This window comes from Candidatus Kaistella beijingensis (assembly GCF_020084865.1).
GTDB classification, from domain to species: domain Bacteria; phylum Bacteroidota; class Bacteroidia; order Flavobacteriales; family Weeksellaceae; genus Kaistella; species Kaistella beijingensis.
Map to the genome: position 1 here is coordinate 2527063 of NZ_CP071953.1, position 26458 is coordinate 2553520.

Here is a 26458-nt window from a genome sequence, read left to right on the forward strand (position 1 = left end):
ATCTTTGCAGGTGAATCATTATTCAGAAAAAAACACAAAAACTTATTATAATGAAAAGAAATCTATTAACTATAGGGCTTCTCGCCTTTAGTTTTTCAGCGAACTCTCAAGTTATATGTCATGTTGACCCAACTGGTTTATTCTATGTTGGCGAAAATGCATTGGTTTATAACGGTGGCGGTGTTCAGACTAAAGGAAGCGGCGTATACGACATTCACGGGAATGTGATGGTCGTGGGAGGAACTTCGGATGTTTTAAAAACCTTGGATGCCACTGATACCGATGGAACGAAGTTAAAAACAAGCGGTGGCAATTTCATTTTACGATTAAATGACTATGCAAACTACAGTACCTCAACGTACGGTCAGTTATATATTAATGGTTTAACTCAGGGAAATCTTAGTGGTATTGTAGATAAGGAATACCGCGCTACAAAGAATGGTTCGATGCAGCAGATGGCTCTTCCTTTTTACAAATTGCAACTTCCAGACTTGGCTACTTACTTAGGAGCGGGATCTTTCTCTAACGATCGTACTACAAAAGCTGTTGGTTATTGGGATAATGGATCAAAACCGCTGATGCATAATCTTCCGGGCTATACCAGTACTTTAGATAAGGCAAGTGCAGACACTCAAACAACCCAGTATAACAATGCGGCAAGATACTATGCTGTTGGAACAGCAAACTGGAACCCATCTACACCACCAGCTGCAGCTGATGCATATACCGTTAAAGGAATGCCATTTAGTGATGCCACGCCAATTAATTTTGTTTTAAATGGCGCTGGTTGGAATGGCGCTACGCCTGTTCCTTATGGTGTTGGTACTGGAACTGTGAACAATGGAGTGTATAATGAATTTTACAAGACTTACGTTCAAGATGGATTTGATTTATCCACACAGGGTTATTTCAACGCTACGATTGGCGCAGAAACAGGAACTTTTGGTAGAAATATTTATCAGTTCGGAAATCCATTTTTCACCAATTTAGATTTAAGTACCCTTGGTTATGACGAAAGATCTACGGCTGGATCTGGAAGCGATGGTAATGCGATCTCAGCAATACAAGGAGTTAGATATGAATCAGTAGGAGTTACAACCAATAATACCGGTACCCATGCAACAAGTCATAAATTTATAACTTTTGCCGCGAATGGAACACCAGTTGCCGATTATTCTGGTGCAATTGTTAAGCCTATGCAGGCTTTTGTTATCAAATTAAAAAATAATGCTACTCCTTCAGGATTAAACAGAACGCTTGCATTTAATACAATGCGAAGATTCGCTTATGTTACCCGTGCAGTTGATATCACAGGGCAAGCAACAAATCCTTATTCAGTAACTGGTTTAAGAAATGCAAACTCAAACACGGGAACCATCAAACAGTTAAGAGTGATTGGTTTGGACAGCAATGGCGTTGAAGTCATGAGAACGTATTATGTAGTAGGGCCAGACCAATATACTGGACACAGCACGGAGGCAAAATTACAGGTTTCTGCCTCTAGCGATTACTTGAGTACAAGAGAAGAGCTTCCAACAGGTGGCGAAGATACTCAGTACAGTAATAAATATTGGCTCTATATCAATGAAGCGAACCAAAATGATTTCTTTGGAAAAAAAATCAGAATGGTTGCGGATCTTTCCAAAATTGCATCATATAAATTCGAAATCGCGGAAAATGCGAAAGAATTTGAAAACGGACAAAGTACATTCATTGATGGGAATGAGAGTTTTTATATCGAACAGACCATAGGCAATGTAGTTCCGTTGTCTCACAATATGTTGATTTCTGCAACTTCAGGAGATGTTGGTTTGTACTATGGAAAACCTGCCGTAGTTTTAGGCAGCAACGACGTAATTAAGAAAGAGCAATTATTTGTAGCATTCGAAAAAACATCTGATACGCATCAGGTCATCTTCCCTAAATCTTGGAAGAAAGCAGATATTACAATATTTGATTTAGCAGGTAGAAACATCTTTACACAAGGAGATATTAATACTTCATCTAACTTTATCCTACCAGTAAAGGTAACAGGTGGTTATTTGGTACAGGTTACTTCAGAAGCAGGTGAGAAAATCGTTAAGAAAATAATCAAATAAAACACACAGAGATGAAAAGAATATTATTGTTACCCTTATTAATTTTAAGTATTTATCTTAAAGCGGAAAATCCCCCAGAACCTCAGAACGCTCCCGGTGACGGTGGTGCAGGTGGAGATGGTTTTGGGACTGTTACATCTCCCATTGATATGTATGTTTATATGCTTGCTATTATTGCCGTCTTTATGATATTTTTTTATGTAAAGAAATATTACAGAAATCAAACAGTTTAATATCTACACATTTAATAAAAACTCACTGAATAATACAGTGAGTTTTTTTATATTTACCCTATGAAAAAATTACTTTTTATTGGAGGTTTGATCGCGATAAACCATTTAGGCGCACAATTTAAAATTAATATTGAGGCACCTGCGAATTTTGAATCAAAAGAAGTGTATATCTATACGCTGGATGGTTCAAAAGACAAATTATACAGTAAGGAAACCCGTAAAGGAAATTCTTGGCAGATTAACTTTAATGAGCCGTATATGGGAATGTTAAAAGCTTATTTTCCGGAAGTTAATGCCTCAATGAATTTTATTTCAGAAAACAAAGACGTGAAGATGGTTTTGAATACTGACAATAGAAAAATTGAAAATATAAATTATCTGGATGAAAGCAATAATTTGATGAACGGCTTGCAGGATACACAACAAAAGAAGGAATATATCCTCCCCGCACTTTATCAGATTAAAGACTATTACAAAGGTAAGTCAGCATTCGGATCTGCTTTAGAGGAGGAGATTTCAAGATTATCTAAAACTCAGGTCAGTCTAGATAAATATCCGTTCATAAACTTTTATAATCAAAATTATGGGAGGTTTATTGAAAAAAATGCGTCTAAAAAACCACTTACTCATGATGAAATCAGCAATTTCTTGAGCCATTCATCAAACTTGTTAGAGTCTTCATCATTACTGCGTCCTATTTTAGTTGCTTATTTAAATATTGGTCCTAGTAACAATGTTTCGGCAGATGTTGACAAGTTAATTGCAGCAACGGGCACGAACACTTCTAGAGGACAAACAATACTGGCGGAGCTTATTGAAATTTTTGATATGTATTCAATGCAGGAGCTTAAGGAAAAATATCTTGCAACTGCTGAAAGTTTAAAAAAACCTGTTAATGAAAGACTTTTAGCGACAATCACAAAGAATAATGGGACTAAAGTTGGAGCAACATTTACAAATTATTTCTTTGTCAGACCTGCTAACACTACTGCAAAATCTATTTATGACGTTAAAGCAGATAAAAAAGTAGTCGTTTTTTGGGCATCCACTTGCTCACACTGCGAAAGCGAATTGCCAGAAATCGCGAAACAATACAGCTTGTTAAAGAGTAAAGGTGTGGAAGTGATTGCTTTTTCACTTGATAATGAAAAAGACGCCTATGAAAAGAAGATAAAAGACTTTCCCTGGATAAATGACTCAGAACTAAAAGGTTGGTACAGTAGTACTGCAGACATCTATAATGTGCAGTCAACCCCAACATATTTTATTCTTGACAGCTCAAACAAGGTTATCGCTAAACCGGATCACGCAGCCGATGTTTTGTCTTATTTTAAAGTGAATTAATTTTTGCCACATTACAAAAAATTTTTATATTTGCACCACCTTAATCGGCGAGGTAGCTCAGATGGTTAGAGCGCAGGATTCATAACCCTGAGGTCACGGGTTCAATTCCCGTCTTCGCTACAAAAACCCAACAAATTTGTTGGGTTTTTTTGTTCATTTACCTAAAAAATATGATAGAAAATCTAGTTTATGGGAAACAAAAAAAACATCCAATTGGAATTATTTTTTTTGGAATTTATTTTGATAATTGAAATATTAATACTAATTTTAGAACGCTTTAATGATGACACTGGTCATTAATGAGGCAATAAATTTTTTTTCATCATTTGTGTTTTTAGAATCGTGTCGCAAGATGCGATTCTTTTTATTTTGTTCAAATCCCATCATTCTCGTATCGGATGAGTAGATCGACGAAATACGAATAGGTTACGCTGCCTTCTTGTTGATTGCTCTTTAAAAATAGATCGTTGGTGAAACCGAAAAAGACATCTAACAAACCTTCATGTCTTCTGATAAACATGTTCTCGGCGATACGGTCTTTCTTCATTGATGGGGAATAATGGTGAAGAACTCCTTTTACAAACTCAGGATTTTCTGAAGATAAAGAATTCAAAAGCGATTTCAGAACGAAATATTCGGTGCTGTATTTTAAATCGAAGTTTTCGGAATTTTTACCAATTAAATATGCGATGAAGTTTGCTTCCTGTTCTCGTGCGTAACCTAATTGATGGGCGCTTTCATGAGCTAATGTGAACGGAAGATAACTCGAAGGTAATTCAGAATTGTACTGAGCTTCTGCTGTGAAAGGATTGTAATAACCCAAAATCCCAGAATAACTCATGATTCCCTTAAAAAGGCTTGGTTTTAATGAATTAATTTCCGTTCCTGCTTTGGTTTTGATGAAATCAGGAAGTTTTTTTTGATTGGATAAAATTTTAGTTTCAATCGATTTTAAATCATCGATTTTGAACACTCCATTGCGGTCTTCTTTCACGAAATTGCGGGTTTGCTTGCAAAGATTAAGGTATTTCACGGTCAGTTCTTTGGTTAGCTGTATATCAATCTCACCTTTTGGAAGCTTATTACTGATTGGCTTTTGAAAGTAAAGCATTCCCCAAAAAATTTGATACATAAAATATAGAACGTTCAAAAGCATTGCAAATCTCAATAAAATATCGTTGCGCTTATTCTTATTAAAAATATTAATGAAGAAGTAGATCAACGAAATTCCTAATAAAATGTAAAACACATCACCAACTGAAAAAGGAATTGAAGAAAACATCCTTTGATGCACGCCTTTTTGCAACTCAAAAAAATCTTCAAAAGCTTTAACAACGAAATCTATCTTAGAGAATATAAAAAACAAAAGAAATTGGGCAAGTAATAAACCCGCCCAAAATCTCTTTCTACTATATATTTTGTTATTTTTAATGACCACCAGATTTTTGAACTTTTTCTAAATCGATTCCTTGTGCCTTTAAAATTCTCGTCACACGAATTGCATAGAAAGCGAGGTACGCAAAACATAAAACTCCGACAATATAACTTGCATGTATATTGGTGAGATCCGCAATATAACCTTGTAATAAGCTGATAATTCCACCACCCATAATCATCATGATTAAATAACCGGAACCTTGATTGGTGTGTTTTCCTAAACCATTAATCGCCAAAGCAAAAATACATGGCCAAAGTGTAGAACAGAATAATCCGACACTTGTAAAAGCATAAACCGAAGTCATCCCCGTAGTCATCATTCCAATGATTAAGGCTAAAATACCCATTACTGAAAAAATCAAAAGCATTCTTGCAGGATTTCCCTTACTTAAGATATCACAAGCAATCATTACCAAAATAATTACGCCGTAAATGTAAAAGTGTGACAAATCATGTTTGGCAATCGCGTTCACCAAAAGGAAAACGCCAAACGCCAAATAAGGCGCTAAAAAGCGAAGAATCTTCTTGAAGCCCGCACTAAAATCAAAAGCATCAACTGCTCCTGTCCATCTACCAATCATCAATGAAGCCCAATAAAGTGAAACATACGGCGCAATATCTTTAGTTTCAAATCCTAAAGATTTTTCCATGTATGCAGGCAAATTACTCGCCGTGGAAACTTCTACGCCCACATAAACGAAAATCGCAATCATTCCCAAAACCAACTGCGGATATTTCAATGCAGAATCTCTGTGTTCACCAGGAATTGCATCATCGGTATTTTCCTCGATTGTTGGGGTAATTTGTGGAAGTGAAGAAAACTTTAGTAAAATCGCCACCAAAATAAACGCTGCACCCAAAACCAAATAAGGAATTTTTACAGACTCAATACTAGCCTCAGTATTTGAAGCGGTTGCAGAACCGAAAATAGCAAACGAAACAATCAAAGGTCCAATCGTGGTTCCGAAATTATTAATTCCTCCCGCCATTGTCAAACGTTGGGAGCCGGTTTCTGTTGGACCAACCTCAATTGCAAGTGGATTTGCCACAATTTGTTGAAGCGAAAAACCAAGACCCACAATAAAAAGCCCCGAAATCATCAACATAAATGATCCCGTATTTGCAGCAGGATAGAATAAAAGCGTACCTGCAGCAGAAATGAGAAGTCCTAAAATTAATCCGTTTTTGTAACCAATTTTGTTCACCAAATCCTGTTTCAGCGTTTTAGAGACGAACATGTAAATAAGTGAACCAACAGTGTAAGCAATGTAGAATGCGAAAGAAACCAACTGGCTCTGACTTTGAGTCAAATTAAATGCTTTTTTGAAAACAGGAATCAAAATATCGTTGCTCGCCGCAACGAATCCCCAAAAGAAAAACACAGTTACCAAAGGCACGAACTGTCCCCAATTGGTTTGCTTAGAATAATTTGTTGACATTTGTTAAAAATTTCTTAATAACAAATATAAACTATTTTATTATCTCAAATTGAGTTTTCTAAAACTTTTTTAATTTCGTTATAGGCGACCGCTTTTTCTTCATTAGCACTTTTTCCGGGCTCGAGAATTCCGTTGAAATAAACTTTCACTTTTCCGGGAAAACCTTTTGAATTGTCAAATGGGAACATCTTCTTTAATCCAACAAAGGTGAAAATCGCAATTGGGGCATTATGTTTTGAAGAAAGAATAAATGCGCCGTCCTTAAAATTGTCAAGAACAATGGATGTATCATCCGGAACGCCGCCTTCAGGAAAAATCACGATGCTTTGACCTTCCTCCATTCGTTCGGCGCATCTTCGGTAAACATCGGCGCGGCTTTTTGCGGATTTTCGGTCAACCATTACACAAATTCTTTTATAAATCGTTCCAAAAATCGGGATTTTAACCAACTCTTTTTTTCCGACATAGCAAAGTGGATGATTCGGCATTAAAAGACACGGCAACATTACATCCATAATCGAGGTGTGGTTTGAAATAAAGACGTATTGCCGATTTTTTTCAATTTTTTCCTTGGAAAGTTTAATAAGTTCGTAGCGAAATCCCATTCCGTAAAACATTCCGAAACACCATATTCTGATAAATTGGTAGGCATATTTGTAATGTTCTTTTCTGATAGAAAGAATCAAAACAGGAATTCCGAGAACAATCGTGAGAACCGCACCCAAAATTATCATCCAACCGCGCCAAATATAATTGAGAATTTTCGTCATTTCGTTTCTAAAATTTCCTTTCGTAATTCAAACTTCGTAATTCGTACTTCAACTCATCCATTAAATATCACCTTTTTCTTCACGGAATAATTCAAAATAGAGACCAACAGAATCGCTGAAATTTTGCTCAACATTTCCTGGCTGAACACAAAGAAACCTACATCCAAATGGTCTTTGAAGACCAACCTAAAGAAAACCTGGAAGAAAGTCAAACTTAAAATTGTAGATAGAAATGAAACAAACATGAAATAGGCAAACTCCTTTTTCTTTGAATGTTTGCCGCGTTCAAAAACGAACCAAATGCTTAAAAAATAATTGGTGATGATTCCGCAAAAAGTTGAAAATATGTTACTTAAAGGAAAATGGATGCCGTGAAAATTGGTTTCCTCTGAAAAAAGTATCGGCAAATTCACACTGAAAAGTTTGAAGGAACCAATTTCTACAACAGCGCTCAAAGCTCCCGCAACAATGAAAAGCAAAACCTGTTTCTGTTTTAATAAAAGTTCTTTCATAAAAGTATTTCACCGCAAATTTAAAATTTAATGTTAAACATTAAGAAAATCTGTTAAATTATTTTTTTTGTTCAAATTTATTTTTAATTTTAATCTTCGAAACGAGGAAGTATTACCTGATAAATTTTTCATTTTCAATAGTTTGTGGGATTGATTTTTTATCTTGAATGACTTATGAACAGCTGCATATTAGTTCAAATTCACAAAACAAAAAACAATGAATCCGCAAAGATCTTACCGAAAATTCAAACCCCAACAAGCAAAAATTGACGAACTTGAAAAAAGCAGTCCGCGCTTCAAAAGAATTTATTCTGAGTACGAATTGATGTCGGATGAATTGTGGAATCTGGAAAACAGTGATATTTCTAACATTCCCGATGATTTTTTGAATGCCGTAAAACTTCAAACGGAATATCTTGAAGAGGAGATTGATGATTGGCTTTTAGACGAAAATAATACCTTGCAGTAAGACTTTTCCTAGAATAATTAAGAAAACCTGTAGAAATATGGTTTTCTTTTTTGGTTATCTTTGCAAATCTTTAATTCAATAAACCACATAGTCACATAGTTTTTCTTGAAAATAAAAACGTAGATAAAGTAAAAATAGTGGTATTCTTCTATTTTACCTTTAAATCCTCATTAAGAATATTTTCTATGTGTCTATGTGGTTTAAAAAATATTTCTTTAGAAGTAAAATCAAAAAATGCAGATTAACCTTAATCAAAATAGAAATCTCAAACTTTTCAAACTTATTTCCGAAGTCGCAGAAAAGAACAACCAATCCGTTTTCATCGTCGGCGGTTATGTTCGTGATTTGTGGATGGGTCGAAAAGTTCCGACCGATATTGATTTTGTGACCGAAGGAAGCGGAATCGAATTGGCAAAATGTGTTGCGAAAGAAATCAATCCCAATTTGAAAGTTTCCATTTTCAAGACTTATGGAACGGCAATGTTTAAACACAACGGTTTGGATTTGGAATTTGTGGGCGCTCGAAAAGAAAGCTATGCAGAAGACTCGCGAAAACCTTCCGTTGAAACAGGATCTTTGGAAGACGACCAAAAACGTAGAGATTTCACCATCAATGCATTGGCAATTTCTTTAAACAAGAAAAATTTTGGTGAATTAATCGACCCTTTTGACGGCATTTTAGATATTCAAAATAAAATCATCAGAACGCCGCTTGAGCCGTCGCAAACCTATTCAGACGATCCGTTGAGAATGATGCGTGCAATTCGGTTTGCCTCAACTTTAAATTTTGAAATTGAGGAAAATTCTTTGGTGGCGATAAAAAAAGAAGCCGAAAGAATCAAAATCGTTTCCATGGAAAGAATTATGGTGGAATTCAATAAAATCATGCTTTCCGAGAAGCCATCAATTGGTTTAAAACTTTTGGAACAAACAGGACTTTTGCTTTTAATTATTCCCGAACTCACCGCTTTAAAAGGAATCGAAGAAGTGGAAGGACAAACCCACAAAGACAATTTTTGGCACACTTTGGAAGTGGTTGACAATATTTCTAAAAATACCGAAAATCTTTGGCTTCGTTGGGCGGCATTGCTTCACGACATCGGAAAAGCACCGACAAAAAAGTTCGACAAAAAAAATGGCTGGACTTTTCACGGGCATGAATTTTTGGGTTCAAAAATGGTAAAGAATCTTTTCTACCGTTTGAAACTTCCTCTTGGAAGCGACATGAAATATGTTCAAAAATTGGTGAAACTTTCGTCAAGACCCATCGCATTAATCGATGATGGAACTTCGGATTCTGCTTTGAGAAGATTACTTTTTGATTCGGGTGAAGATTTGGAAGATTTGTTCACGCTTTGCAAAGCCGACATCACCACCAAAAATTCCTCGAAACAGGAAAAATTCAAAAAGAATTTCGAATACGTTGCCCAAAAAATAAAGGAAGTTGAGGAAAAAGACAGCATCCGCAATTTTCAGCCCCCGATTTCGGGAGAAGAAATCATGGAAATGTTCAACCTGAAACCAAGCCGCGAAATCGGTATTTTGAAGGAAAAAGTAAAGGAGGCAATTTTGGAAGGCGAAATTACCAACGATAAAGAAGAAGCGAGAAGTTTTGTGATTGAAGAAGCGAAACTTTTAGGCTTGAAAATAAACTAAACCTAACAAGTTTTTAAAACTTGTTGGGTTTCCTTAAAATTGAAAACCCTTTCTAAAGCTATGTTAGAAAGGGTTTTCTGTTAAACATTAAATAAACCTTAATTCTTGTAAAAACCGTTGGTTCCGATTCCTGTCGTAATGGTTTTAAGAAGATTTCCCGTAAGATTGTAAATTCTTACGTCATTATCTTTTGAAAAAGAAGGGTCGGAAACAAATACTTTGTCATCAATCACATTGAAACCGTAAACATTACTTGTCGTTACATCAAACATTGCAGTTGCAGCGGTTCCGTTATAGGAATACAATTTTTTTCCTGAAGTCAAGAAATATATTTTTCCGTTGTCAACAGCCAATTTTAGGGCACCTGAAACTCCTGCTAATTTGGTTTGTGCAGCTGTTCCCGTTTTTGCATCAATTTTATAAATGTACGAATTGCTGTAATCCGAACTCAAAACATACACATTGGAATTATCTGCAATCATATCACGAATAATGGTGTCGTCCGTTAAAGTGATGGTTTTATCCACATTGTTTGTGGCAGGATTAATTCTAGAAATCGTGTGGCCTGTAGGAAGCTCATTATAATTCGCATCATAAGTTACACCGTCGGTTTGCACATAAACAAATCCATCAGCAGAAACGATTTTTTCTGCATAACGGTCAAAATTGATGCTCTTTACAAAGGCATTGGAATTATCGTAAATATTCACTTTTCTTACATCAAAGAAGTTGTTGTTGGTAACATAAGTGTTGTTTCCTGAAAATGCGATATATCGTGCTTCGTTCAGGTTTGCCGTGATTGTTCCCGTTTTTTTGAAAGTGTATCTGTTAACAATTTCAATTTTATTAGGAACGTTTGTTACCAAAAAGGCATTATCACCTTTAAATCCAACGGATTGAAACACATTTCCCAAAACAGCATTACTGTTGTTGGTGCTAAAAATATTGTTTTCCAATTTCGATAAATCGTTTGAGATAAAGCTTACCGAAGCTGTAGGAGTTAAAAATCCGCCCTCGTTCGCAATCAAAATTCCGTTTTCGTATGCACCTTTTGGAGTTGGAGCAGGAACTGGGTCGTCGTTTCTACAAGAAATGTTGAAGAGTAAGGTTCCCGCAAGAACAAGAGTTAAAATTTTTGAAATTTTCATTTTTATATATTTAAAAGTTAATGAACAAGTTAGCGCTGTAATTTCTTTTTGGCAGAGGAAAATAAGCGGTTGTTTCGTAGATTTCGTCAAACACATTATTTACCTTAAAACCTAAACGATAGATTTTTAGAACCGTGAAATTTAATCCTGCATTCATCACAAAATAGGGTTGAATAGCACTGCTCAATTTTTCATCGGAAGTGGTGAAAGTCAGTCCATTATACATTCCCTGTAAAAATATTTCCGCGAAATCATAACCGTAGGAAGAATTTCCAAAGATTTTATATTTCGGGACGTAAGTGAGAAATTGATGGGTTTCCAAATCTTTTGAATGCGTGAAAACATATCCCGCTGAAATTTTTGCTTTGTTTTTTCCAAAACTTTTTTCAAAATCGAGTTGAGATTCTAAACCGTAACTTTCAACTTTGCTGGTGTTGATCGGTGACGCAATTCCCACCGAATTCGGTAACCAACGAATCATATTTTCAATCCTCATATAATAAGGAGTGAGGTTGAGCTTGAAACCTTTATGTGCAAAATTATTTCCTAATTCTGCTTGATGCGAAACTTCAGATTTCAAGTTTAAATTTCCGCCCGGTTTCCAATACAAATCGTTGAAACTGGGATACCTGAAATTTTTAGAAAAGTTGAAAACAGCAGAATACCAATCAGTTGCTTTAAATTTTCCCGAAAAAGAATAAATAAACGGACTTTCAATTTTCTCCACAAAATCTTTTTTTGCACCTATTTCAAAATAGAATTTTTGATTCGGAATCCAACGGAGCAAACCCGCAAACGAACCTGCATTTCTACTCACGTCTTTGATTCCCGATTGGTAACCTTCCGCTTTGTTTAACTGATATTCAGCGATGAGGTTTAAGGCAATTTTGTCGTTGAATAAATAATTGAAATCATTTTTCGCAATGTAACTTTTTCCTGTTCCGCCGGTGCTTTTTGGTCGGTCAATGTAGGCAAAATACTGAAATTCTTCCTCAAGAAAAGCGAGCCGCAAAATGTTCTGCACTTTCATAGATTTAAAATCCCAACTCGCCAAACTCCTGAAATTGTTGGTTAAATATTTCGTTTTTGTGGCATATTCAGAAAAAATAGGGTAATGTTGAATTCCGCTGTACAATTGCGTTTGCCAAGAAAAGGTGTTTTTCTGATTGATTTTGTAGCCGAAACCCAGGTTGAAAGTTTTGTTGCTGTATTGTCCGTTCAGATTGATGTAGTTTTTTTCGGGAACTTCATAGTCGTTTTCGCTTTCCACGTAATTTCCTGAAACTTTCACGCTGATTTTTTCGTCGCTGTAAGAGGATTTTAAAAATGTATTTAAAGTTTTAAAGGAACCATATTCTGCAAATAAACTGTTATGAAAACCTTTATTAAAAGTCAACTCATTATTTAAGTGAATCGTTCCGCCGATTGCAGAGCTGCCGTAAATTACACTTCCGCCGCCTGATTTTACTTGCAGATTGTCATAACCAAGAAGGTTCAAATTATTAATATCGCCTTGTCCTAAAAATTGTGAATTCACATTAATTCCGTTCCAAATAAATGCGGTTTGTTGCGCCGTAGTTCCACGGAAAGAAGGTGAGGAAACCATTCCACGACCGTTTTCTTTAATATAAATCGGTGATTGAAAGCGCAGAACTTCTGAAAGATTCGTCGAATTTTTTAATAAATCTGCCTGCTCTAATTTTGATATTTTTTGAACTTTTTTGGAGCTATTTAACTGATTGTCGAAAATGTAAACCGTGTCAATCGTTTTCTCTTGAGCAAAACCCCAAAAAGAAAAAAGCAGAAAGGCCGCCGAAAAAAGGTCAGTTTTAGTCATTGTCAGAACTTTTCCTCCGAAAGTTTTTTTAATTTAAAGTTAACTTTCAGCAAGGTCTCCTGACTTTCACTTTTCAACTCCTTCTCGCTTTTCGCAATGGATTGTTTGTTGAAAATTTTAATTCCGTCTTCGGTCTTCGGACTTCAGACTTCTCGTGATTTACAGTTGCGGGGACAGTTCGCGGATTTCACGCGATTCCCTTTTCCGAAAGTGGTACAAAGATAGGATTTAAAGTACGAATTACGAAATGGAAATTACAAAAAGTGGTACGAGGTTCGAGATGCGAGTTTCGGCTTCTGAGATTTTGAAATACTTATTTAAAAAAAAGTTTTCTAGTTGCAGAAAGTGTTTTGTGATAAGAGATTCCTCGCTTTGCTCGGAATGACTTTTTTATCAGTGTAGTGGGGAACCTGGAGCGGCGGCGAAGCCGCCGCTCCAAGTTCCCCTAAAAAATCCCTCACTTCCAAAAATCTGCATGATGACCAATTGCACCTACGAACTTTTACTTTTCAAATAATGATACGTCTCAATCTGCGAACGGATGGGTTTTTTGCCCGTTTCCACGTATTCGTTCCTAAGTTTTTTGTCGAGAATTCTCGCTTTCACATTGTCGCTTAACTGAATTTCTAAAATATCTTTGATTTCTTTTTTCAGATTTTTTTGGGTGATTTTTGCGGCAGCTTCAATTCGATAATCGAGGTTTCTAGTCATCCAGTCGGCGGAAGAAATGTAAAGGTCTTCGCTTCCTTTGTTATAAAAATACATTACTCTTGCATGTTCCAAATACTCGTCAACAATACTGATTGCCTGAATTTTCTCTTTAAATTCCTTCTGATTTACGGCACAATAAATTCCGCGGATAATCATTTTAATGACTACTCCTGCTTTTGCGGCCTCGTAAAGTTTGGTAATTAAATTCCTGTCACTCAATGAATTGGCTTTAATAATCATTTCCGCTTTTCTTCCTGCTTTTGCCTCTTCGATTTCTTTGTCGATGTGGTGGATGATTTTTTCACGCATAAACTGTGGACAAACCAACAGATTTTTACAAGTTTTCAAGACCGGAATAATATCGTCTTTCGGTTTTCTCAACACATTGAAAACTTTATTGATATCTGCCATAATTGCTCTGTCCGAAGTCATCAACAAATGGTCGCCGTAAATTTTCGCTGTCTTCTCATTGAAATTTCCCGTACTTACAAATCCGTACTGAATCGTTTTGTTGTGAACTCTTTTCTTGATGACACACAATTTTGCATGAACTTTTTTGTTGGGAATTCCCATCAAAACTTTTACGCCTTCCTGTTCCAAAATTTCTTTCCATTCCAAATTGCTTTCTTCATCGAATCTTGCACGCAATTCGAGCATCACCGTAACTTCTTTTCCGTTTCTTGCTGCGTTGATCAAAGCATTCACAATTTTGGAATTGCTTGCCAATCGATATGCTGTAATCTGAATGGATTTCACTTCGGGATCCATCGCTGCTTCACGCATCAAATCGATAACGGGTGTATAAGTATGGTAAGGAAAAGTGAGCAGAACATCATGTTTCAGAATAACGTCGGTTATTCTTTTTCCCACAAATTCGGGATGGTCGAAAGAGGTTCGTTCTTCGGGTTTTTTATAGGCTTTAAAAACATCGGGAAAATCCATGAAATGGCGAAAATTATGAATTTTTCCACCAGGAATAATGCTGTCTTTTTTGGTTAAATTCAGTTTTCTAATGAGAAATTCTAAAAGCGCTTTATCCATTTCCTTATCGAAAACAAATCGTGTCGGTTTCCCTTTTCTTCGGGATTTGATGCCTTTTTCAATTTTTTCGGCAAGTGTGGTTTTGATGTCGTTATCTAAATCGAATTCTGCATCTTTAGTGACTTTAAAGCAATTTGCCTCGAAATCGTCGTAACCGAAATACGAAAAAATATGCGGAAGATTAAATGTAATTACATCTTCCAAAAGCATCACATTTTTTTCGTCTTTATCTTCGGAAGGAAGCAAAACGAATCTTCCGACAATTCGGGAAGGAATTTCAATAATTGCAAATTTACTTTCGTATTGCCATTTTTTTTTTCGCATTGCAATTCCGAGATAGAGCGATTTGTCCCTCAAATAAGGCATCGGAACATTTTCGTGGAGAAGGATAGGAATCACATTGCTTTCCACCACTTCGTCAAAATATTTTCGGACGAAAATTTTTTGTTCAGGAGTAAGGTTTTTGGAAGTTTTAATGAAAACCTTTTGTTCCGCCATTTCAATTTGGATTTTCCTCCAAGTCTTGTCGAAATTCTGCTGTTGTTTTATGACGATTTCATTAATATTCTGCAAAATCTTTGTCGGAGGCTGATAAAAAGATTCGGTAATAAATTTATCCTTAAAATCCATCGCACGCTTCAAACCTGCAACACGAACTCGAAAAAACTCATCCAAATTATTGGAGAAAATTCCCAAAAAACGTATTCTCAAATGGAGCGGCACATTTTCGTCCATTGCTTCCTGTAAAACCCTCTCATTAAAGGCAAGCCACGTAATATCTCTCGGATTAAACTGATTCGGCATTTTCGATTTTTATTAGATTTCTCAAAAATAGAGAATTTGCCGACAAAGTCAAACAGCCTCTGAAAAATTTAATATTGGTAAGAGTTGCGAGATACGAGTTTCAACTATTGCTCATTACTCATTGCTCATTTCTCCTCAAGAAAGTATGATTACAGTCATAGGCGCACATCTTAAATTTCGTTAACTTTGGTGAAACTAAAAGTATGTTTTCACGCGAAATTCTGTTGAAAAATAAGGTTGCTGTTTTGCACCTGAAAAAAAAGGACACCCTTTTCCGCGAGGATGAAAAGGCTGCGAATCTTTTTTACTTAGCAGAAGGTGAAATCAAAATCTACAACACCGATTCGGAGGGAAAGGAATTTTTGATTGAAAAAGTATCTTCTCATCATTTCCTCGGCGAACCGCCTTTTCTGTTGGGCGAAAGATATCCCGCAAACGCTGTAATTGCAAGTGATACTGCGGAGATTTTTAGATTTAGCGAAGAGAATTTTAAAAAATTCATGCTCGATAATCCAGAATCTTTGTTTGATTTTACGAAAGAAATTGCCAAAAAAGCCTACAACAAAACGATGAAGATGAAGTCCATCGTTCATCAAAATCCTAACGAACGAATCATCAATTTCCTTAAGCATTACAAGCGGAGTCTCGGTATCGAACCTTGTGAAAAAACCATGATCGATGTCACCCGAAAGGAGATGGCTAATTCTACAGGATTAGCGATAGAAACCGTGATTCGCACAGTGAAAAAGATGGAACGCGAGGAAAAAATTGAACTTATCAATCATAAAATTTATTTTTAATGCAAAGAACCTTTTGGCTGAAATTTTCTATTTTTAATTTCTTTTTGGTAGCGCTTCTCGGCGTTATTATGCGTTATAAAATCGCGTATTCATTTCCTTTTTTGGATCAGAAACATTTGCAGCAAGCACATTCGCATTTTGCGTTTTATGGTTGGATTACCAATGCAATTTATGTTTTGATCGCTTATTATTTAAGAAAAGTAAATCCTGAAATTAATTTGAAAAAATATGAAGCTTTAATTGTCGTCAATCTGCTTGCGTCTTTCGCTATGCTTGTAACTTTTATGTATGGAAGTTATTTTTGGGGATCGATCTTAGCGTCTGCCATTGCATTACTGGGCAGTTTTGTATTTTTCTTTTTCTTTATTCAGGATTCTAAAAAAATTCATGATGCATCAAAAATCTGGTTTTTGGGTGGATTGTTTTTTGCGGTGATTTCTTCAGTCGGCGTTATCAATTTGGGATACATGAAATCTACGAATAGCATGACAATGGACAAGTTTTTGGCTTCTGAATATTATTATCTTCATTACCAGTACAACGGTTTCTTCATTTTTTCCTGCATCGGTTTGTTGTTGTTTTCTTTGAAGGAAGCAGGTTCTGGGATTTCCGAAAAGAAAAATAAACTGCTTTTTTGGCTGATGTTTTTCGGCTGTTTGATTGGTTACGGACTTTCTGTGTTGTGGATGAAGATGCCGATTTATGTTTTCGTTGTGATTGTGATTGCGACTCTAGCGCAAACTTTCGGAGCGGTGATGTTGTATGATTTTGTGAAAAAAAGTTGGACGAATTTGGTGTTGAAATGGTCGCCAATGCAGCGTTTCGTTTTGATTTTTGCGGGATTTGCATTTGCCGTAAAAATTGCTTTACAGCTGGGTTCCAATATTCCCGCGGTGAATCAGTTTGCGTTTGGCTTCAGAAATATTGTGATTGCGTATCTGCATTTGGTTTTGCTGATGTGTATTGCGACTTTTTTGGTTAATCAAATTTTAGCGACGAATTTTTTCAATATTACCAAACCGCTTTTGTTTGGTTTAAAACTTCTGCTTTTGGGGATTTTCCTAAATGAAGCCATGTTGGGTTTAATGGGGATTTTCTCCATTAAATATATCGCGATTCCATTTGCAAATCATTTTCTGCTGCTGTTTTCGGTTTTGATGATGGTTTCCCTGCTCATTATTTTCTTGAATTTGAAAGACAGGCAATCTGACTGATTTTTTAATTAATCTGAAAAAAACGGCTTTCAGCAAAAACTGAAAGCCGTTCAACATTAAATTTAATAAACTAAGAATTCCTTTATTCAGGTAAAATCACTTCATCCACCGCGTAAACTATTCCGTTGGAAGCGGGAACTGTCGCAACAATTTTTGCTTTTCCGTTGATGGTTGGTTTACCGTCGACCATTTTGATGGTGATATTTTTTCCATCCACCATTCCTAAGGTTTGTCCATCGCTCATTTGATCTTCTTTAATTACGCCAACATACGTGTGGTGTCCTAAAATATCGGTCAGTTTGCCGTTGTTTTCGGGCTTTAGTAAATCTTCAACTGTTCCTTTTGGAAGTTTGTCGAACGCGGAATTTAACGGCGCAAAAACGGTGAAAGGACCTGCGTTACTCAAAGAAGTAGCTAAACCTGCCGTTTGAACAGCTTTTACCAAAGTTGATAAATCAGGATTTTTTACAGCTAACTGAACGATGTTTGGATTGGAAACATCGTCTTGAACACCTTCTTGTCCTTGACCTACCGATTCTGTAGTCGTTGCGGAATCCGTGGTTGCGGTTGCCTCATTCTTTTTGCAGGAAACAAGCGCAAAACCAACCATGCTTAAAATAAGAATTGACTTTTTCATCTGTTTAATTTTTTGTTTTTTTTTTTGAACAGATGAAATCATTTCACCTGCTTTTATTTTGATATAAAATTAGAGAGATTCGCGAGTGATTTGATATGACCGCAGTCATATATAGAAGCTTGTAAATGTGATATTTGTCATTTCGTAAGATGATCATGTCAGGAAAGTTTTACCAATTTTTAAAAAGACTATTTTTGCGGCAAATATTACTTTTAGCATGAATCATTTGATAAGCTGCACCATAGATTTCGTGAAAGAAAAACTCCACGGAGCAGAAGCCGGTCACGATTGGTTTCACATTGAAAGAGTGTGGAAACTTTCCAAAAAAATTGCGGAAACTGAAAACTGTAATTTAGAAGTGGTGGAACTTTCTGCTCTACTGCACGATATTGCAGACCCAAAATTTCATGGAGGTAACGAAACTTTGGCTTTAAAAATTTCACAGGATTTTCTCGAGAATCAAAATGTTTCTAATGCAATCATTGAACAGGTTTTATTCATCATCCAAAATATTTCCTTTAAAAATAGGGGAGAAGCGCCAAAAGATTTGCCAATTGAATTAAAAATCGTTCAGGATGCAGACCGCCTCGATGCGATTGGAGCAATAGGAATTGCGCGAACTTTTAATTTCGGCGGCTTTAAAAATAATTTGATGTATCATCCTGAAATTCCACCAAAACTCAATATGACTAAAGAAGAATACAAAAAAAATGAGGGAACAACTATTAATCATTTTTATGAAAAATTGTTGTTGCTGAAAGATTTGATGAATACCGAAAAAGGAAAAGAACTTGCACAGGAACGACACGACTTTATGCAAAAATTCCTCGATGAATTCTACAAAGAATGGAACGTGACATGAGCAGTGAGTATTTAGCAATGAGTAATTAACTTTACTTTCATTGAAAATCGAAGCTTCATCTAACTTTCATCTACCAACATCCATCTTCCCGCAAAATCCTTATCTTTACCTCATGTTTTATCTGTTTTTTCTGCTGTTTATCCTGCTCTGTTTTGCCCTGCTTTTTTCGGTAATGAAGAGCGGAGCATTTAAGAACTGGGCAAAAATTTTCAGAATTGCCGTGGTTATAGTGACAACAGGAGTTTTCACTTACTATTTTATCACAAAGAGCTTAAGCAATTTTTTGGAGGATTCGTTAACGGTTCAACTCGTTAATAAATTACCTTTTCCGCTTGATTTTTATATTGTAAAAGTGACCGATGACAATCAGTATAAAACCCAACATTTAGGGAGCATCCGAAGCAATTTTTACCGGATCGAATATTTAGATATGGATCATTCTGATGAGTTTTGGGTTGCAGGTTATATGGGAAAGAAAAATCTTGCCTATTTTTCGCAGCATTCAGTTCCCAACAAAAATATGGATCAGATTATTGAGGTGAACAACTACATCATCCAAAGTGCAAAACTTTCTTCAAAAGCAAAAACCTTGATTGACGAAATGAAATTGGAAAACATCAAAACCTCGGTTTGGATTACGCTAGATTTGCTGCTTTTGTACCTCAATTTCGCACTCCTTTTCCGAAGAGCAAAAACAAAAAAAATCCCGAGTTAATTTCGGGACTGTCATTGCGCACGAAGTGAAGCAAACTTTTGAATCTATCGATTCTTTAAAAGTCGTTACTTTTTCTTTTCTTTCAGCGCCTCTTTATCTTTATCGCTCGGATTCCAAACCTTTACTTCAGAATCTTTGGTTAATCCCGATAAAATCTGAACGTTGATTCCATCACTCGCGCCAAGTTTTACATTCACTTTTTTGAATTTTCCATCCGGTTGTTTTACTTCCACGAATGGCGAATCTTTTCCGTTTACTTTTTCATATTGAATTAAAGATTCATCCAGAAGCAAGGCATTTTTTTGTGAGCTCAAAATAATTTCGCCGTTTGCAGAAAATCCTGCACGAATATATTCTTGAGTTTTATTGAAAACATCTCCTTCGATTGGGAATTTGATGGTTCCGTTTTCTTCTTTTCCTTTTGGTGCAATCATCGTTACACGTCCCGGAAAAGATTTGTTTTGAAGGGCTCCAATCAACACGTTCATGTTCATTCCTTCCTTCAGTTTTCCAGCTTGAGCTTCATCAATTGTTCCTTGGAAAATTAATGAATTCAAATCTGCAATCGAGCAAATCGTGGTTCCCGCATTAAAAGAGTTGGCTTCAATCACTTGACTTCCGACTTTCACGGGAACATCCAGAACAGTTCCGTTGGCTTTGGAACGAATTTGCGTCGTTGCTAAACCTGCCAATTCCGGAGTTGCACCTGTTCTTGCAATCTGTAGATTTTTTTGTGCAGTTTGAAGTTGCTGTTGCGCATTTCTCAAACTTTGTTGCGTAGAATGTAATTGCTGTTGCGCATTCAAGAATTCTTGCTTTGAAATGACACCTTGACTGTACAATCTTTGCTGCATCGCAAATTGTTTCTGCTGATTATCCACATTCATTCTTGCGTTGCTGATTTGCAAATTGGCATTATTGATTTCCTGTTGCGCCGCATTCACATTTTGCACACTCGGAACAATTCGCAATGTCGCCACCAATTGACCTGCGGAAACGTTGTCACCTTCGCTCACCAAAACTTTGTCGATAATTCCGGACATGTTCGGTTTAATTTCGATTTCCTCCCGTGGAACAATTTTTCCGGTTGCCATCACTTTATCGTCCATATTTTTGACTTCAGGTTTTTTGGTCAAAAAGGATTCGCTTTCCTTGGAATTGGATTTTATAAGGTAACTGATTCCCGCAAAAAGTGCAATCGCAAAAATCAATCCGAGAAAGATATAAAGTGCTTTTTTAAGGGTGAACTTCTTTTTCATATAGTCTATTTTTGTTTCAAGTTTCAAATTTGAATTTATTTTTATTACTTATAACTTATTGTTCATTGCTCATTACTTATTCAGATCGAAGCGCTTCAATAGGGCGAATTTTCACTGCTCTTTGCGCAGGAATCATTCCGATCACCAATCCGAGAACCACCATAATCGCCATTGCTGCGAAAACCTGTCCGTAATTTACCGTCGGATTATAAAATGGAAACGAATCCTGATCTTTAGTGAAAACACTCACCACCATTAAAAGTAAAATCCCAAAAATAAATCCCAAAATTCCCGAAGTCAGCGTAATCACCACACTTTCCAAGAGGATTTGATTTCGAACTTCCGAAGGTTTCGCTCCTAAAGCACGGCGAATTCCGATTTCTTTGGTTCGTTCCTTTACGGTAATTAAAAGGATGTTTGAAATCGCAATCACTCCCGCTAAAATGGTTAAAGTTCCCACGATAATTGTTAAAAGCTGCATTCCCGTTAAAAATCCTGTGAGTTTTCCGAATTCTTTTCCGAGGTTGAAACTTCCGAAAGCATTCGTGTCGTCGGGTGAAACGTTGTATTTTTCTTTCAAAACACTTTTGGCTTCATTTTCCACGATGTTCAAATCTGCATCAGGTTTACTTACGATGGCAAAGAAACCGACTTTATCACCATCATTATACATTTTTGTATAAGTTGAAAGTGGGATGAAAACTGTTTTGTCATTGTTCATTCCACCATTTCCTTTCACTTTAAAAACACCGATGACGTTGAAGAATATTCCTTTAATATTGAACGATTTTCCGAGCGGATTTTCATTCTTTTTAGCATCGAAGAAATTTTTATAAACTTCTTCACCAATTACCGCCACATTTTTATTGGCAGAAACATCGGCATCGTTAATGTATCTTCCGTAAATGAGTTTTTTCTCTGAAATCTTGTTCCCAATCGGATAATCGCCGGTCAAAGTATAGGAGGCAGTTTTTCCACCGCGCGACATTTGTTCGGGTGGACTTCCGAAATTCCCTCTTGAGTTTTGTGGAGAAATATAGTCGATTTCAGGAATTTTTCGTTCGAGAAGGTCGATATCGGGAAGTCGAAGTTCGGTCTTTCTGCCTTTGGGAAAACCGTCATAAGGAATCGAAGTATTTTGCGCCCACATAAAAATAGAGTTCGTCGCAAAACCTGAAAATAATTTATCAAAACCATTTTCCATTCCTTTCGCTGCACCGAGTAAACTCACAAACAAGAACATTCCCCAACCCACGCCAATCATGGTGAGAAAAGTGCGGAGTTTATTATTCTTTAGTGAATGATAAATTTCCTGCCATGTGTCGAGTTTGAAGATGATGTTCACGGCTTTATGGTTTAAGGTTTAAAGTTTGAAATTGTTTGATGTTATTTGATTTTGTTTGACTTTCACTTGGCTCTGTCATTCCGAGGAACGAGGAATCTCGATGAAGTCGGATTAGCTCTTTTATTCGGCACGCAACGCTTCAATCGGTTTAATCTTACTTGCTCGATACGCGGGAACAAATCCTGCAATCAGTCCTGAAATAACGAGACTCATAAATGCGGCGATAATTAATCCCCATCCAACACTTGGATCTTTGATGAAATATTTTTCTAAGCTGTCGCCAATTAGTGAAAGCGTTAAAACTCCTAATCCGACTCCGATTAATCCTGAAATTACCGTGATGACGATACTTTCCTGCATGATTAAGGCGACGATACTCTTTGGTTTTGCGCCGATTGCTTTTCTTACGCCAATTTCTTGAGTTCGTTCTTTCACGATATAAACCATGATATTACTTATGCCGATAATTCCCGCCAGAAGAGTTCCCAATCCAATAAAACCTACAATTAAAGTAATGACGAAAAGAAACAGAAATGAATCTTTCAAACCTTCTGCACGATTGTTTACATACACCGCATTTTCGTCATCAGGAGAAACTTTTTTCCTTGCCTTGACTTCTTTTTTAAGTTTTTCACCATATTTAATGGCTTCTTCGGGTTTCATATTTTCAGAATAGGCGATGAAAACGGTACTCACCGTATCGGAACCTTTTTTCATCTGCTGCAAAGTCGAAATCGGAACGCTGATCATTCGTTCATCCCAATCTCCACCGTCGTCAGCGAAAACACCAATCACTTTGAAAAAACTTCCATTAATATCTAAATCTTTTCCGACAGGATCGCCGTTTTTAATTAAATCACGCTGAACCATCCTTCCGATTACGGCAACATTTTGCTTTCTGTCAATATCTCCGGGAGAAATAAATCGTCCGTTCAAAAGTTTACGGTTTTCAATTTTCACTTCGTCCTGATTTGCACCGCTGATTTGATAAGTTCCACTTTCTTTGCCGTATTTTACCATTAAATTGGTGGAATATCTTGGTGTCGAATATTGCACTTTTTCAGGATCGGAATTGATGATGGCGTCGTAATCTTCATTATTTAAAGTCACTTCCCGGTCGGATTGTAAACCATCAAAAGCGATGGTGGTTCTTCCTGTGGAAATACTGATTAAATTTTGTGCATCTCTTGTAAAACCTTCCTGAAAAGCATTCTGCAAACCATTTCCGATCCCAAAAAGCACGATGAAAATATAAAGACCAAGCGCAACGGTAAAGCCGGAAAGTACCGTCCGCAATACATTACTGCGGATTGAGCTGAAAATTTCTTGCCATCGGTCTAAATCAAACATATTTTTGGAAGAGCCAAGTAACAAGTAAAAAGAGTCATGTTTTACGCTTTAATACTGTTGCCTTGACTTTGATTTATTTTAAGTACTTTATTTTTCAATTATTATTCTGAACTTGGCTCTTGGCTCTTTTTACCTGGCTCTTAAGCTAAAACTCTCTGTTCAATAAACTCATCACTCTCAATCACGCCGTCTTTTAAAATGACGTTTCTTTTCGTTTCTGCAGCGACATCCGGTTCGTGCGTTACGACGATGATGGTTTTACCTTCGCGGTTGATTTCCTGCAGAAGTTTCATAATGTCGTACGTTGTTTTGGAATCCAAAGCTCCGGTTGGTTCATCGGCAAGAATTACTTTTGGATCTGTAATTAAAGCTCTTGCAATCGCAACTCTTTGTTTTTGTCCGCCGGAAAGTTCGTTCGGTAAATGATCTGCCCAAGCTTTTAAACCTACCTTGTCAAGATATTCCAAAGCTTTTAGATTTCGTTCTTTTCTTGAAACATTTTGATAATAAAGCGGTAGTGCCACATTTTCCAAAGCCGTTTTGTAACCGATAAGGTTGAAACTTTGAAAAATAAATCCCAAAAATTTACTGCGATATTCTGCGGCTTTTACTTCGGATAAATGTTCGATGGGGATTCCGTCGAGTTCATAAATTCCCTCATCTTTTTCATCCAAAATCCCGATGATATTGAGTAAAGTTGATTTTCCGGAACCGGAACTTCCCATAATGGAAACAAATTCGCCTTCGTTGATGACAAGATCGATTCCCTTCAAGACATGAAGTTTGCTTTTCCCGGTGTCATAAGATTTGTGCAGATCCTTAATTACTAACATTAAGTGACATTTATTTAAAAATATTAGTAGAAAAAAATATTTGTTTGTTACAATCGCGAGTTTCTAGATTTTACAATAATAATTGTTTAACGATTTATTCCGTTATTAAAAGCCTTTTTTTATGTTTGTTTAATGTCTAAAGTTTGCTTTCAGGCAATTTGGGATAAGATTTTTGATAAAAGCAATAGGGACGCAAGTTACGTGTCATTGTGGAAAACTTTTGATGTTAAAACTCAGTGTTTTGACTATTTCCATTTTTTTAATAGAACCTTATTCTCTATTTTTGTTTTCGCCTCCTATAAGGAAAATCAATCAATTTTTGTGGATAATTTTTTAATTTAAATTATTTTAAATCAGAGAGTTATGTGAAGTGCAAAGTTTTTCCACAGGAGTCAATAATATTTTTTTTAAAACCAATTAAGACATGGGAATTTTTGACAAAAGAGTAAGTTACAAGCCGTTTGAATATCCGGAAATTTTGCAGTTCGTGGAAGCGATTAACAAATCATTTTGGGTACATTCCGAAGTAGATTTCACTGCGGATGTACAGGATTTTCACTCGCAACTTGAACCGCACGAAAAAGTGGCGGTAAAACACGCTCTCTTGGCCATCGCTCAAATCGAGGTTTCTGTAAAAACTTTTTGGGGGAATCTTTACAACCACATGCCGAAACCGGAACTGAACGGATTGGGCGCAACTTTCGCGGAATGTGAGTTTCGCCATTCTGAAGCGTATTCAAGATTGTTGGAAGTTTTGGGCTACAACGATGAGTTTACAAGAGTGGTAGAAATTCCCGCCATTAAAAAGAGAATCGATTTTCTTTCTAATGTATTAAAGCACGCCAATTCTGCGACACCGAAAGAATATGTTTCGTCGCTTCTCTTGTTCAGTATTTTGATTGAAAATGTTTCTTTGTTCTCTCAATTTGCGATTATTTTATCGTTCACGAGATTTAAAGGTTATATGAAGAACGTGTCCAACATTATTGCGTGGACTTCCGTTGATGAGCAAATCCACGCCAATGCAGGAATTTATTTAATCAACAAAATTCGTGAAGAGCAACCGGAATTGTTGACCGATTCTGATATAGAAGACATCTACACTTTGGTGGACCATTCCATCACTGTAGAAGAAGAAATCTTGGATTGGATTTTCGAGTTGGGCGAATTGGATAACTTCTCGAAAGAAGATTTGCTGAACTTCATGAAATACCGTGTTGATGACAGTTTGAAAAAAATCGGCATGAAGACACGCTACAACGTAACTCCGGAACAATACCGACCAATGGTTTGGTTCGAGGAAGAAGTTTTCGCCAATTCATTGGATGATTTCTTTGCAAAAAGACCGGTAGATTATACGAAGCATGATAAGAGTATTACGGAGAATGATTTGTTTTAATTTATGCTAATGAATACAAATGGTGAAAATATTTCGACGGTTTTGAATTTTTTGAGAGCAGAAGGATTTAAGAGAACAGTTGATAAGATAGGAACATATTGTACAAATTATGATTTGTATTATAAAAAAATTAGTGATTCTAATTATCTTATTTTGAATCATTTTGGTAAAGAATATAAATCAATTGACAAAGAAGGTTTCGATTTTTGGATTGCAAGTTATCAATCCGAAAAATTGATAGGCAAAACTAGTCCTTCCAATTTTTCAGATATAAGATTAGGATTCAATTTTGAAAGAGATAAAAATTTAATGTTGGAAAGATTAAACTCATTTTGGCGCGAGCGAAGTGAGCGTCAATGAGTTTATAAATTAGATTTATCAATAGGAACGGGTTTTAACCCGTTTTTATGAAGAATGAAAGTTCTTTTGGCTTTATCCAAAATTTATTGAAATTTTTTGAAGCGGAGGATACGTTAAGTTTTGTAGGAAAAGGCTTGAATAAATATTTGGGGAGCGGCGAAGCCGCGAAATGTGGGTAGAAAAA

24 protein-coding genes, 1 tRNA gene and 1 riboswitch are annotated in these 26458 nt (G+C 36.2%); of the genes, 13 read left to right on the plus strand and 12 right to left on the minus strand.

The window, feature by feature from the left end; all coding sequences use genetic code 11:
• Positions 1-50: 50 nt before the first annotated feature.
• The 4 genes from J4771_RS11775 to J4771_RS11790 all read left to right on the plus strand — a co-directional run bounded on the left by J4771_RS11775 (position 51) and on the right by J4771_RS11790 (position 3796).
• Positions 51-2099 carry a T9SS type A sorting domain-containing protein gene (locus J4771_RS11775; RefSeq protein WP_224135190.1) on the plus strand — a complete coding sequence of 683 codons (2049 nt, stop codon included), beginning with the start codon at positions 51-53 and terminating at the stop codon, positions 2097-2099.
• 11 nt (positions 2100-2110) lie between these two features.
• Positions 2111-2332 carry a signal peptidase gene (locus J4771_RS11780; RefSeq protein WP_224135191.1) on the plus strand — a complete coding sequence of 74 codons (222 nt, stop codon included), beginning with the start codon at positions 2111-2113 and terminating at the stop codon, positions 2330-2332.
• A 60-nt stretch (positions 2333-2392) separates the two neighbouring features.
• Complete coding sequence (locus J4771_RS11785) at positions 2393-3676, plus strand: TlpA disulfide reductase family protein (protein WP_224135192.1); 1284 nt, start codon at positions 2393-2395, stop codon at positions 3674-3676.
• Between the two features lie 46 nt (positions 3677-3722).
• Positions 3723-3796, plus strand: a tRNA-Met gene (locus J4771_RS11790).
• A 253-nt stretch (positions 3797-4049) separates the two neighbouring features.
• On the opposite strand, the gene J4771_RS11795 is transcribed toward J4771_RS11790, so the two are convergent.
• From J4771_RS11795 to J4771_RS11810, 4 genes are all read right to left on the minus strand, one after another.
• On the minus strand, positions 4050-4958 hold the full coding sequence (locus J4771_RS11795; RefSeq protein WP_317196345.1) for a DUF3810 domain-containing protein: 909 nt from the start codon (positions 4956-4958) through the stop codon (positions 4050-4052).
• Positions 4959-5103: 145 nt separating this feature from the next.
• Entirely contained in the window at positions 5104-6552 is a 1449-nt protein-coding gene (locus J4771_RS11800; protein ID WP_224135193.1) for an MFS transporter, read from the minus strand.
• Between the two features lie 44 nt (positions 6553-6596).
• Entirely contained in the window at positions 6597-7322 is a 726-nt protein-coding gene (locus tag J4771_RS11805; protein ID WP_224135194.1) for a lysophospholipid acyltransferase family protein, read from the minus strand.
• Between the two features lie 53 nt (positions 7323-7375).
• A complete protein-coding gene (locus tag J4771_RS11810) occupies positions 7376-7834 on the minus strand; it encodes a GtrA family protein (RefSeq protein WP_224135195.1) in 459 nt (152 codons plus the stop codon).
• 217 nt (positions 7835-8051) lie between these two features.
• Here J4771_RS11810 and J4771_RS11815 point away from each other — a divergent pair, with 217 nt between their 5' ends.
• The gene (locus tag J4771_RS11815; RefSeq protein WP_224135196.1) at positions 8052-8303 is read left to right on the plus strand and encodes a hypothetical protein; all 252 of its coding nucleotides are present in this window, start codon (positions 8052-8054) and stop codon (positions 8301-8303) included.
• A 234-nt stretch (positions 8304-8537) separates the two neighbouring features.
• Positions 8538-9959 (plus strand): CCA tRNA nucleotidyltransferase, encoded by a 1422-nt coding sequence (locus tag J4771_RS11820; protein WP_224135197.1) that lies wholly within the window; start codon positions 8538-8540, stop codon positions 9957-9959.
• Positions 9960-10057: 98 nt separating this feature from the next.
• On the opposite strand, the gene J4771_RS11825 is transcribed toward J4771_RS11820, so the two are convergent.
• The 3 genes from J4771_RS11825 to ppk1 all read right to left on the minus strand — a co-directional run bounded on the left by J4771_RS11825 (position 10058) and on the right by ppk1 (position 15500).
• Complete coding sequence (locus tag J4771_RS11825; protein WP_224135198.1) at positions 10058-11107, minus strand: NHL repeat-containing protein; 1050 nt, start codon at positions 11105-11107, stop codon at positions 10058-10060.
• Positions 11108-11117: 10 nt separating this feature from the next.
• The gene (locus J4771_RS11830; protein ID WP_224135199.1) at positions 11118-12944 is read right to left on the minus strand and encodes a TonB-dependent receptor plug domain-containing protein; all 1827 of its coding nucleotides are present in this window, start codon (positions 12942-12944) and stop codon (positions 11118-11120) included.
• A 32-nt stretch (positions 12945-12976) separates the two neighbouring features.
• A riboswitch (cobalamin riboswitch) is annotated at positions 12977-13179 on the minus strand.
• 257 nt (positions 13180-13436) lie between these two features.
• Positions 13437-15500: a polyphosphate kinase 1 gene (gene ppk1, locus J4771_RS11835; RefSeq protein ID WP_224135200.1), complete on the minus strand. Its 2064-nt coding sequence runs from the start codon at positions 15498-15500 to the stop codon at positions 13437-13439.
• Between the two features lie 203 nt (positions 15501-15703).
• Between ppk1 and J4771_RS11840 the strand changes: the two genes are divergently transcribed.
• Both J4771_RS11840 and J4771_RS11845 read left to right on the plus strand, forming a co-directional pair.
• Complete coding sequence (locus tag J4771_RS11840) at positions 15704-16300, plus strand: Crp/Fnr family transcriptional regulator (RefSeq protein ID WP_224135201.1); 597 nt, start codon at positions 15704-15706, stop codon at positions 16298-16300.
• Positions 16300-17514, plus strand: a complete 1215-nt coding sequence (locus tag J4771_RS11845; protein WP_224135202.1) for a hypothetical protein — start codon at positions 16300-16302, stop codon at positions 17512-17514. Before J4771_RS11840 ends, J4771_RS11845 begins: the two co-directional genes overlap by 1 nt.
• An 82-nt stretch (positions 17515-17596) precedes the next feature.
• Here J4771_RS11845 and J4771_RS11850 read toward each other — a convergent pair whose 3' ends face one another.
• The gene (locus J4771_RS11850; protein WP_224135203.1) at positions 17597-18151 is read right to left on the minus strand and encodes a fasciclin domain-containing protein; all 555 of its coding nucleotides are present in this window, start codon (positions 18149-18151) and stop codon (positions 17597-17599) included.
• A 217-nt stretch (positions 18152-18368) separates the two neighbouring features.
• Here J4771_RS11850 and J4771_RS11855 point away from each other — a divergent pair, with 217 nt between their 5' ends.
• Positions 18369-19013 (plus strand): HD domain-containing protein, encoded by a 645-nt coding sequence (locus tag J4771_RS11855; RefSeq protein ID WP_224135204.1) that lies wholly within the window; start codon positions 18369-18371, stop codon positions 19011-19013.
• Positions 19014-19053: 40 nt separating this feature from the next.
• Positions 19054-19728, plus strand: coding sequence for a hypothetical protein (locus J4771_RS11860; protein WP_224135205.1), 675 nt, complete (start codon positions 19054-19056; stop codon positions 19726-19728).
• 65 nt (positions 19729-19793) lie between these two features.
• On the opposite strand, the gene J4771_RS11865 is transcribed toward J4771_RS11860, so the two are convergent.
• The 4 genes from J4771_RS11865 to J4771_RS11880 form a co-directional block, all read right to left on the minus strand.
• Positions 19794-20987 (minus strand): efflux RND transporter periplasmic adaptor subunit, encoded by a 1194-nt coding sequence (locus J4771_RS11865; RefSeq protein ID WP_224135206.1) that lies wholly within the window; start codon positions 20985-20987, stop codon positions 19794-19796.
• Between the two features lie 76 nt (positions 20988-21063).
• Complete coding sequence (locus tag J4771_RS11870; protein WP_224135207.1) at positions 21064-22332, minus strand: ABC transporter permease; 1269 nt, start codon at positions 22330-22332, stop codon at positions 21064-21066.
• Positions 22333-22452: 120 nt separating this feature from the next.
• The gene (locus tag J4771_RS11875; RefSeq protein ID WP_224135208.1) at positions 22453-23682 is read right to left on the minus strand and encodes an ABC transporter permease; all 1230 of its coding nucleotides are present in this window, start codon (positions 23680-23682) and stop codon (positions 22453-22455) included.
• Positions 23683-23822: 140 nt separating this feature from the next.
• A complete protein-coding gene (locus J4771_RS11880; protein WP_224135209.1) occupies positions 23823-24515 on the minus strand; it encodes an ABC transporter ATP-binding protein in 693 nt (230 codons plus the stop codon).
• A gap of 424 nt (positions 24516-24939) precedes the next feature.
• Between J4771_RS11880 and J4771_RS11885 the strand changes: the two genes are divergently transcribed.
• The 3 genes from J4771_RS11885 to J4771_RS13220 are packed head-to-tail and all read left to right on the plus strand — an operon-like array spanning position 24940 to position 26453.
• A complete protein-coding gene (locus J4771_RS11885) occupies positions 24940-25914 on the plus strand; it encodes a ribonucleotide-diphosphate reductase subunit beta (RefSeq protein WP_224135210.1) in 975 nt (324 codons plus the stop codon).
• A 9-nt stretch (positions 25915-25923) separates the two neighbouring features.
• Positions 25924-26274, plus strand: a complete 351-nt coding sequence (locus J4771_RS11890; RefSeq protein ID WP_224135211.1) for a hypothetical protein — start codon at positions 25924-25926, stop codon at positions 26272-26274.
• Between the two features lie 47 nt (positions 26275-26321).
• The gene (locus tag J4771_RS13220; protein WP_262900174.1) at positions 26322-26453 is read left to right on the plus strand and encodes a hypothetical protein; all 132 of its coding nucleotides are present in this window, start codon (positions 26322-26324) and stop codon (positions 26451-26453) included.
• Positions 26454-26458 lie beyond the last annotated feature (5 nt).

Excerpts from the sequence above, each read along its gene's own strand:
- J4771_RS11775 (WP_224135190.1), top strand. The coding sequence starts at position 51 with ATGAAAAGAAATCTATTAACTATAGGGCTTCTCGCCTTTAGTTTTTCA.
- J4771_RS11780 (WP_224135191.1), top strand. The coding sequence starts at position 2,111 with ATGAAAAGAATATTATTGTTACCCTTATTAATTTTAAGTATTTATCTT.
- J4771_RS11785 (WP_224135192.1), top strand. The coding sequence starts at position 2,393 with ATGAAAAAATTACTTTTTATTGGAGGTTTGATCGCGATAAACCATTTA.
- J4771_RS11795 (WP_317196345.1), bottom strand. The coding sequence starts at position 4,958 with ATGTTTTCTTCAATTCCTTTTTCAGTTGGTGATGTGTTTTACATTTTA.
- J4771_RS11800 (WP_224135193.1), bottom strand. The coding sequence starts at position 6,552 with ATGTCAACAAATTATTCTAAGCAAACCAATTGGGGACAGTTCGTGCCT.
- J4771_RS11805 (WP_224135194.1), bottom strand. The coding sequence starts at position 7,322 with ATGACGAAAATTCTCAATTATATTTGGCGCGGTTGGATGATAATTTTG.
- J4771_RS11810 (WP_224135195.1), bottom strand. The coding sequence starts at position 7,834 with ATGAAAGAACTTTTATTAAAACAGAAACAGGTTTTGCTTTTCATTGTT.
- J4771_RS11815 (WP_224135196.1), top strand. The coding sequence starts at position 8,052 with ATGAATCCGCAAAGATCTTACCGAAAATTCAAACCCCAACAAGCAAAA.
- J4771_RS11820 (WP_224135197.1), top strand. The coding sequence starts at position 8,538 with ATGCAGATTAACCTTAATCAAAATAGAAATCTCAAACTTTTCAAACTT.
- J4771_RS11825 (WP_224135198.1), bottom strand. The coding sequence starts at position 11,107 with ATGAAAATTTCAAAAATTTTAACTCTTGTTCTTGCGGGAACCTTACTC.
- J4771_RS11830 (WP_224135199.1), bottom strand. The coding sequence starts at position 12,944 with ATGACTAAAACTGACCTTTTTTCGGCGGCCTTTCTGCTTTTTTCTTTT.
- ppk1 (WP_224135200.1), bottom strand. The coding sequence starts at position 15,500 with ATGCCGAATCAGTTTAATCCGAGAGATATTACGTGGCTTGCCTTTAAT.
- J4771_RS11840 (WP_224135201.1), top strand. The coding sequence starts at position 15,704 with ATGTTTTCACGCGAAATTCTGTTGAAAAATAAGGTTGCTGTTTTGCAC.
- J4771_RS11845 (WP_224135202.1), top strand. The coding sequence starts at position 16,300 with ATGCAAAGAACCTTTTGGCTGAAATTTTCTATTTTTAATTTCTTTTTG.
- J4771_RS11850 (WP_224135203.1), bottom strand. The coding sequence starts at position 18,151 with ATGAAAAAGTCAATTCTTATTTTAAGCATGGTTGGTTTTGCGCTTGTT.
- J4771_RS11855 (WP_224135204.1), top strand. The coding sequence starts at position 18,369 with ATGAATCATTTGATAAGCTGCACCATAGATTTCGTGAAAGAAAAACTC.
- J4771_RS11865 (WP_224135206.1), bottom strand. The coding sequence starts at position 20,987 with ATGAAAAAGAAGTTCACCCTTAAAAAAGCACTTTATATCTTTCTCGGA.
- J4771_RS11875 (WP_224135208.1), bottom strand. The coding sequence starts at position 23,682 with ATGTTTGATTTAGACCGATGGCAAGAAATTTTCAGCTCAATCCGCAGT.
- J4771_RS11880 (WP_224135209.1), bottom strand. The coding sequence starts at position 24,515 with ATGTTAGTAATTAAGGATCTGCACAAATCTTATGACACCGGGAAAAGC.
- J4771_RS11885 (WP_224135210.1), top strand. The coding sequence starts at position 24,940 with ATGGGAATTTTTGACAAAAGAGTAAGTTACAAGCCGTTTGAATATCCG.
- J4771_RS11890 (WP_224135211.1), top strand. The coding sequence starts at position 25,924 with ATGAATACAAATGGTGAAAATATTTCGACGGTTTTGAATTTTTTGAGA.
- J4771_RS13220 (WP_262900174.1), top strand. The coding sequence starts at position 26,322 with ATGAAGAATGAAAGTTCTTTTGGCTTTATCCAAAATTTATTGAAATTT.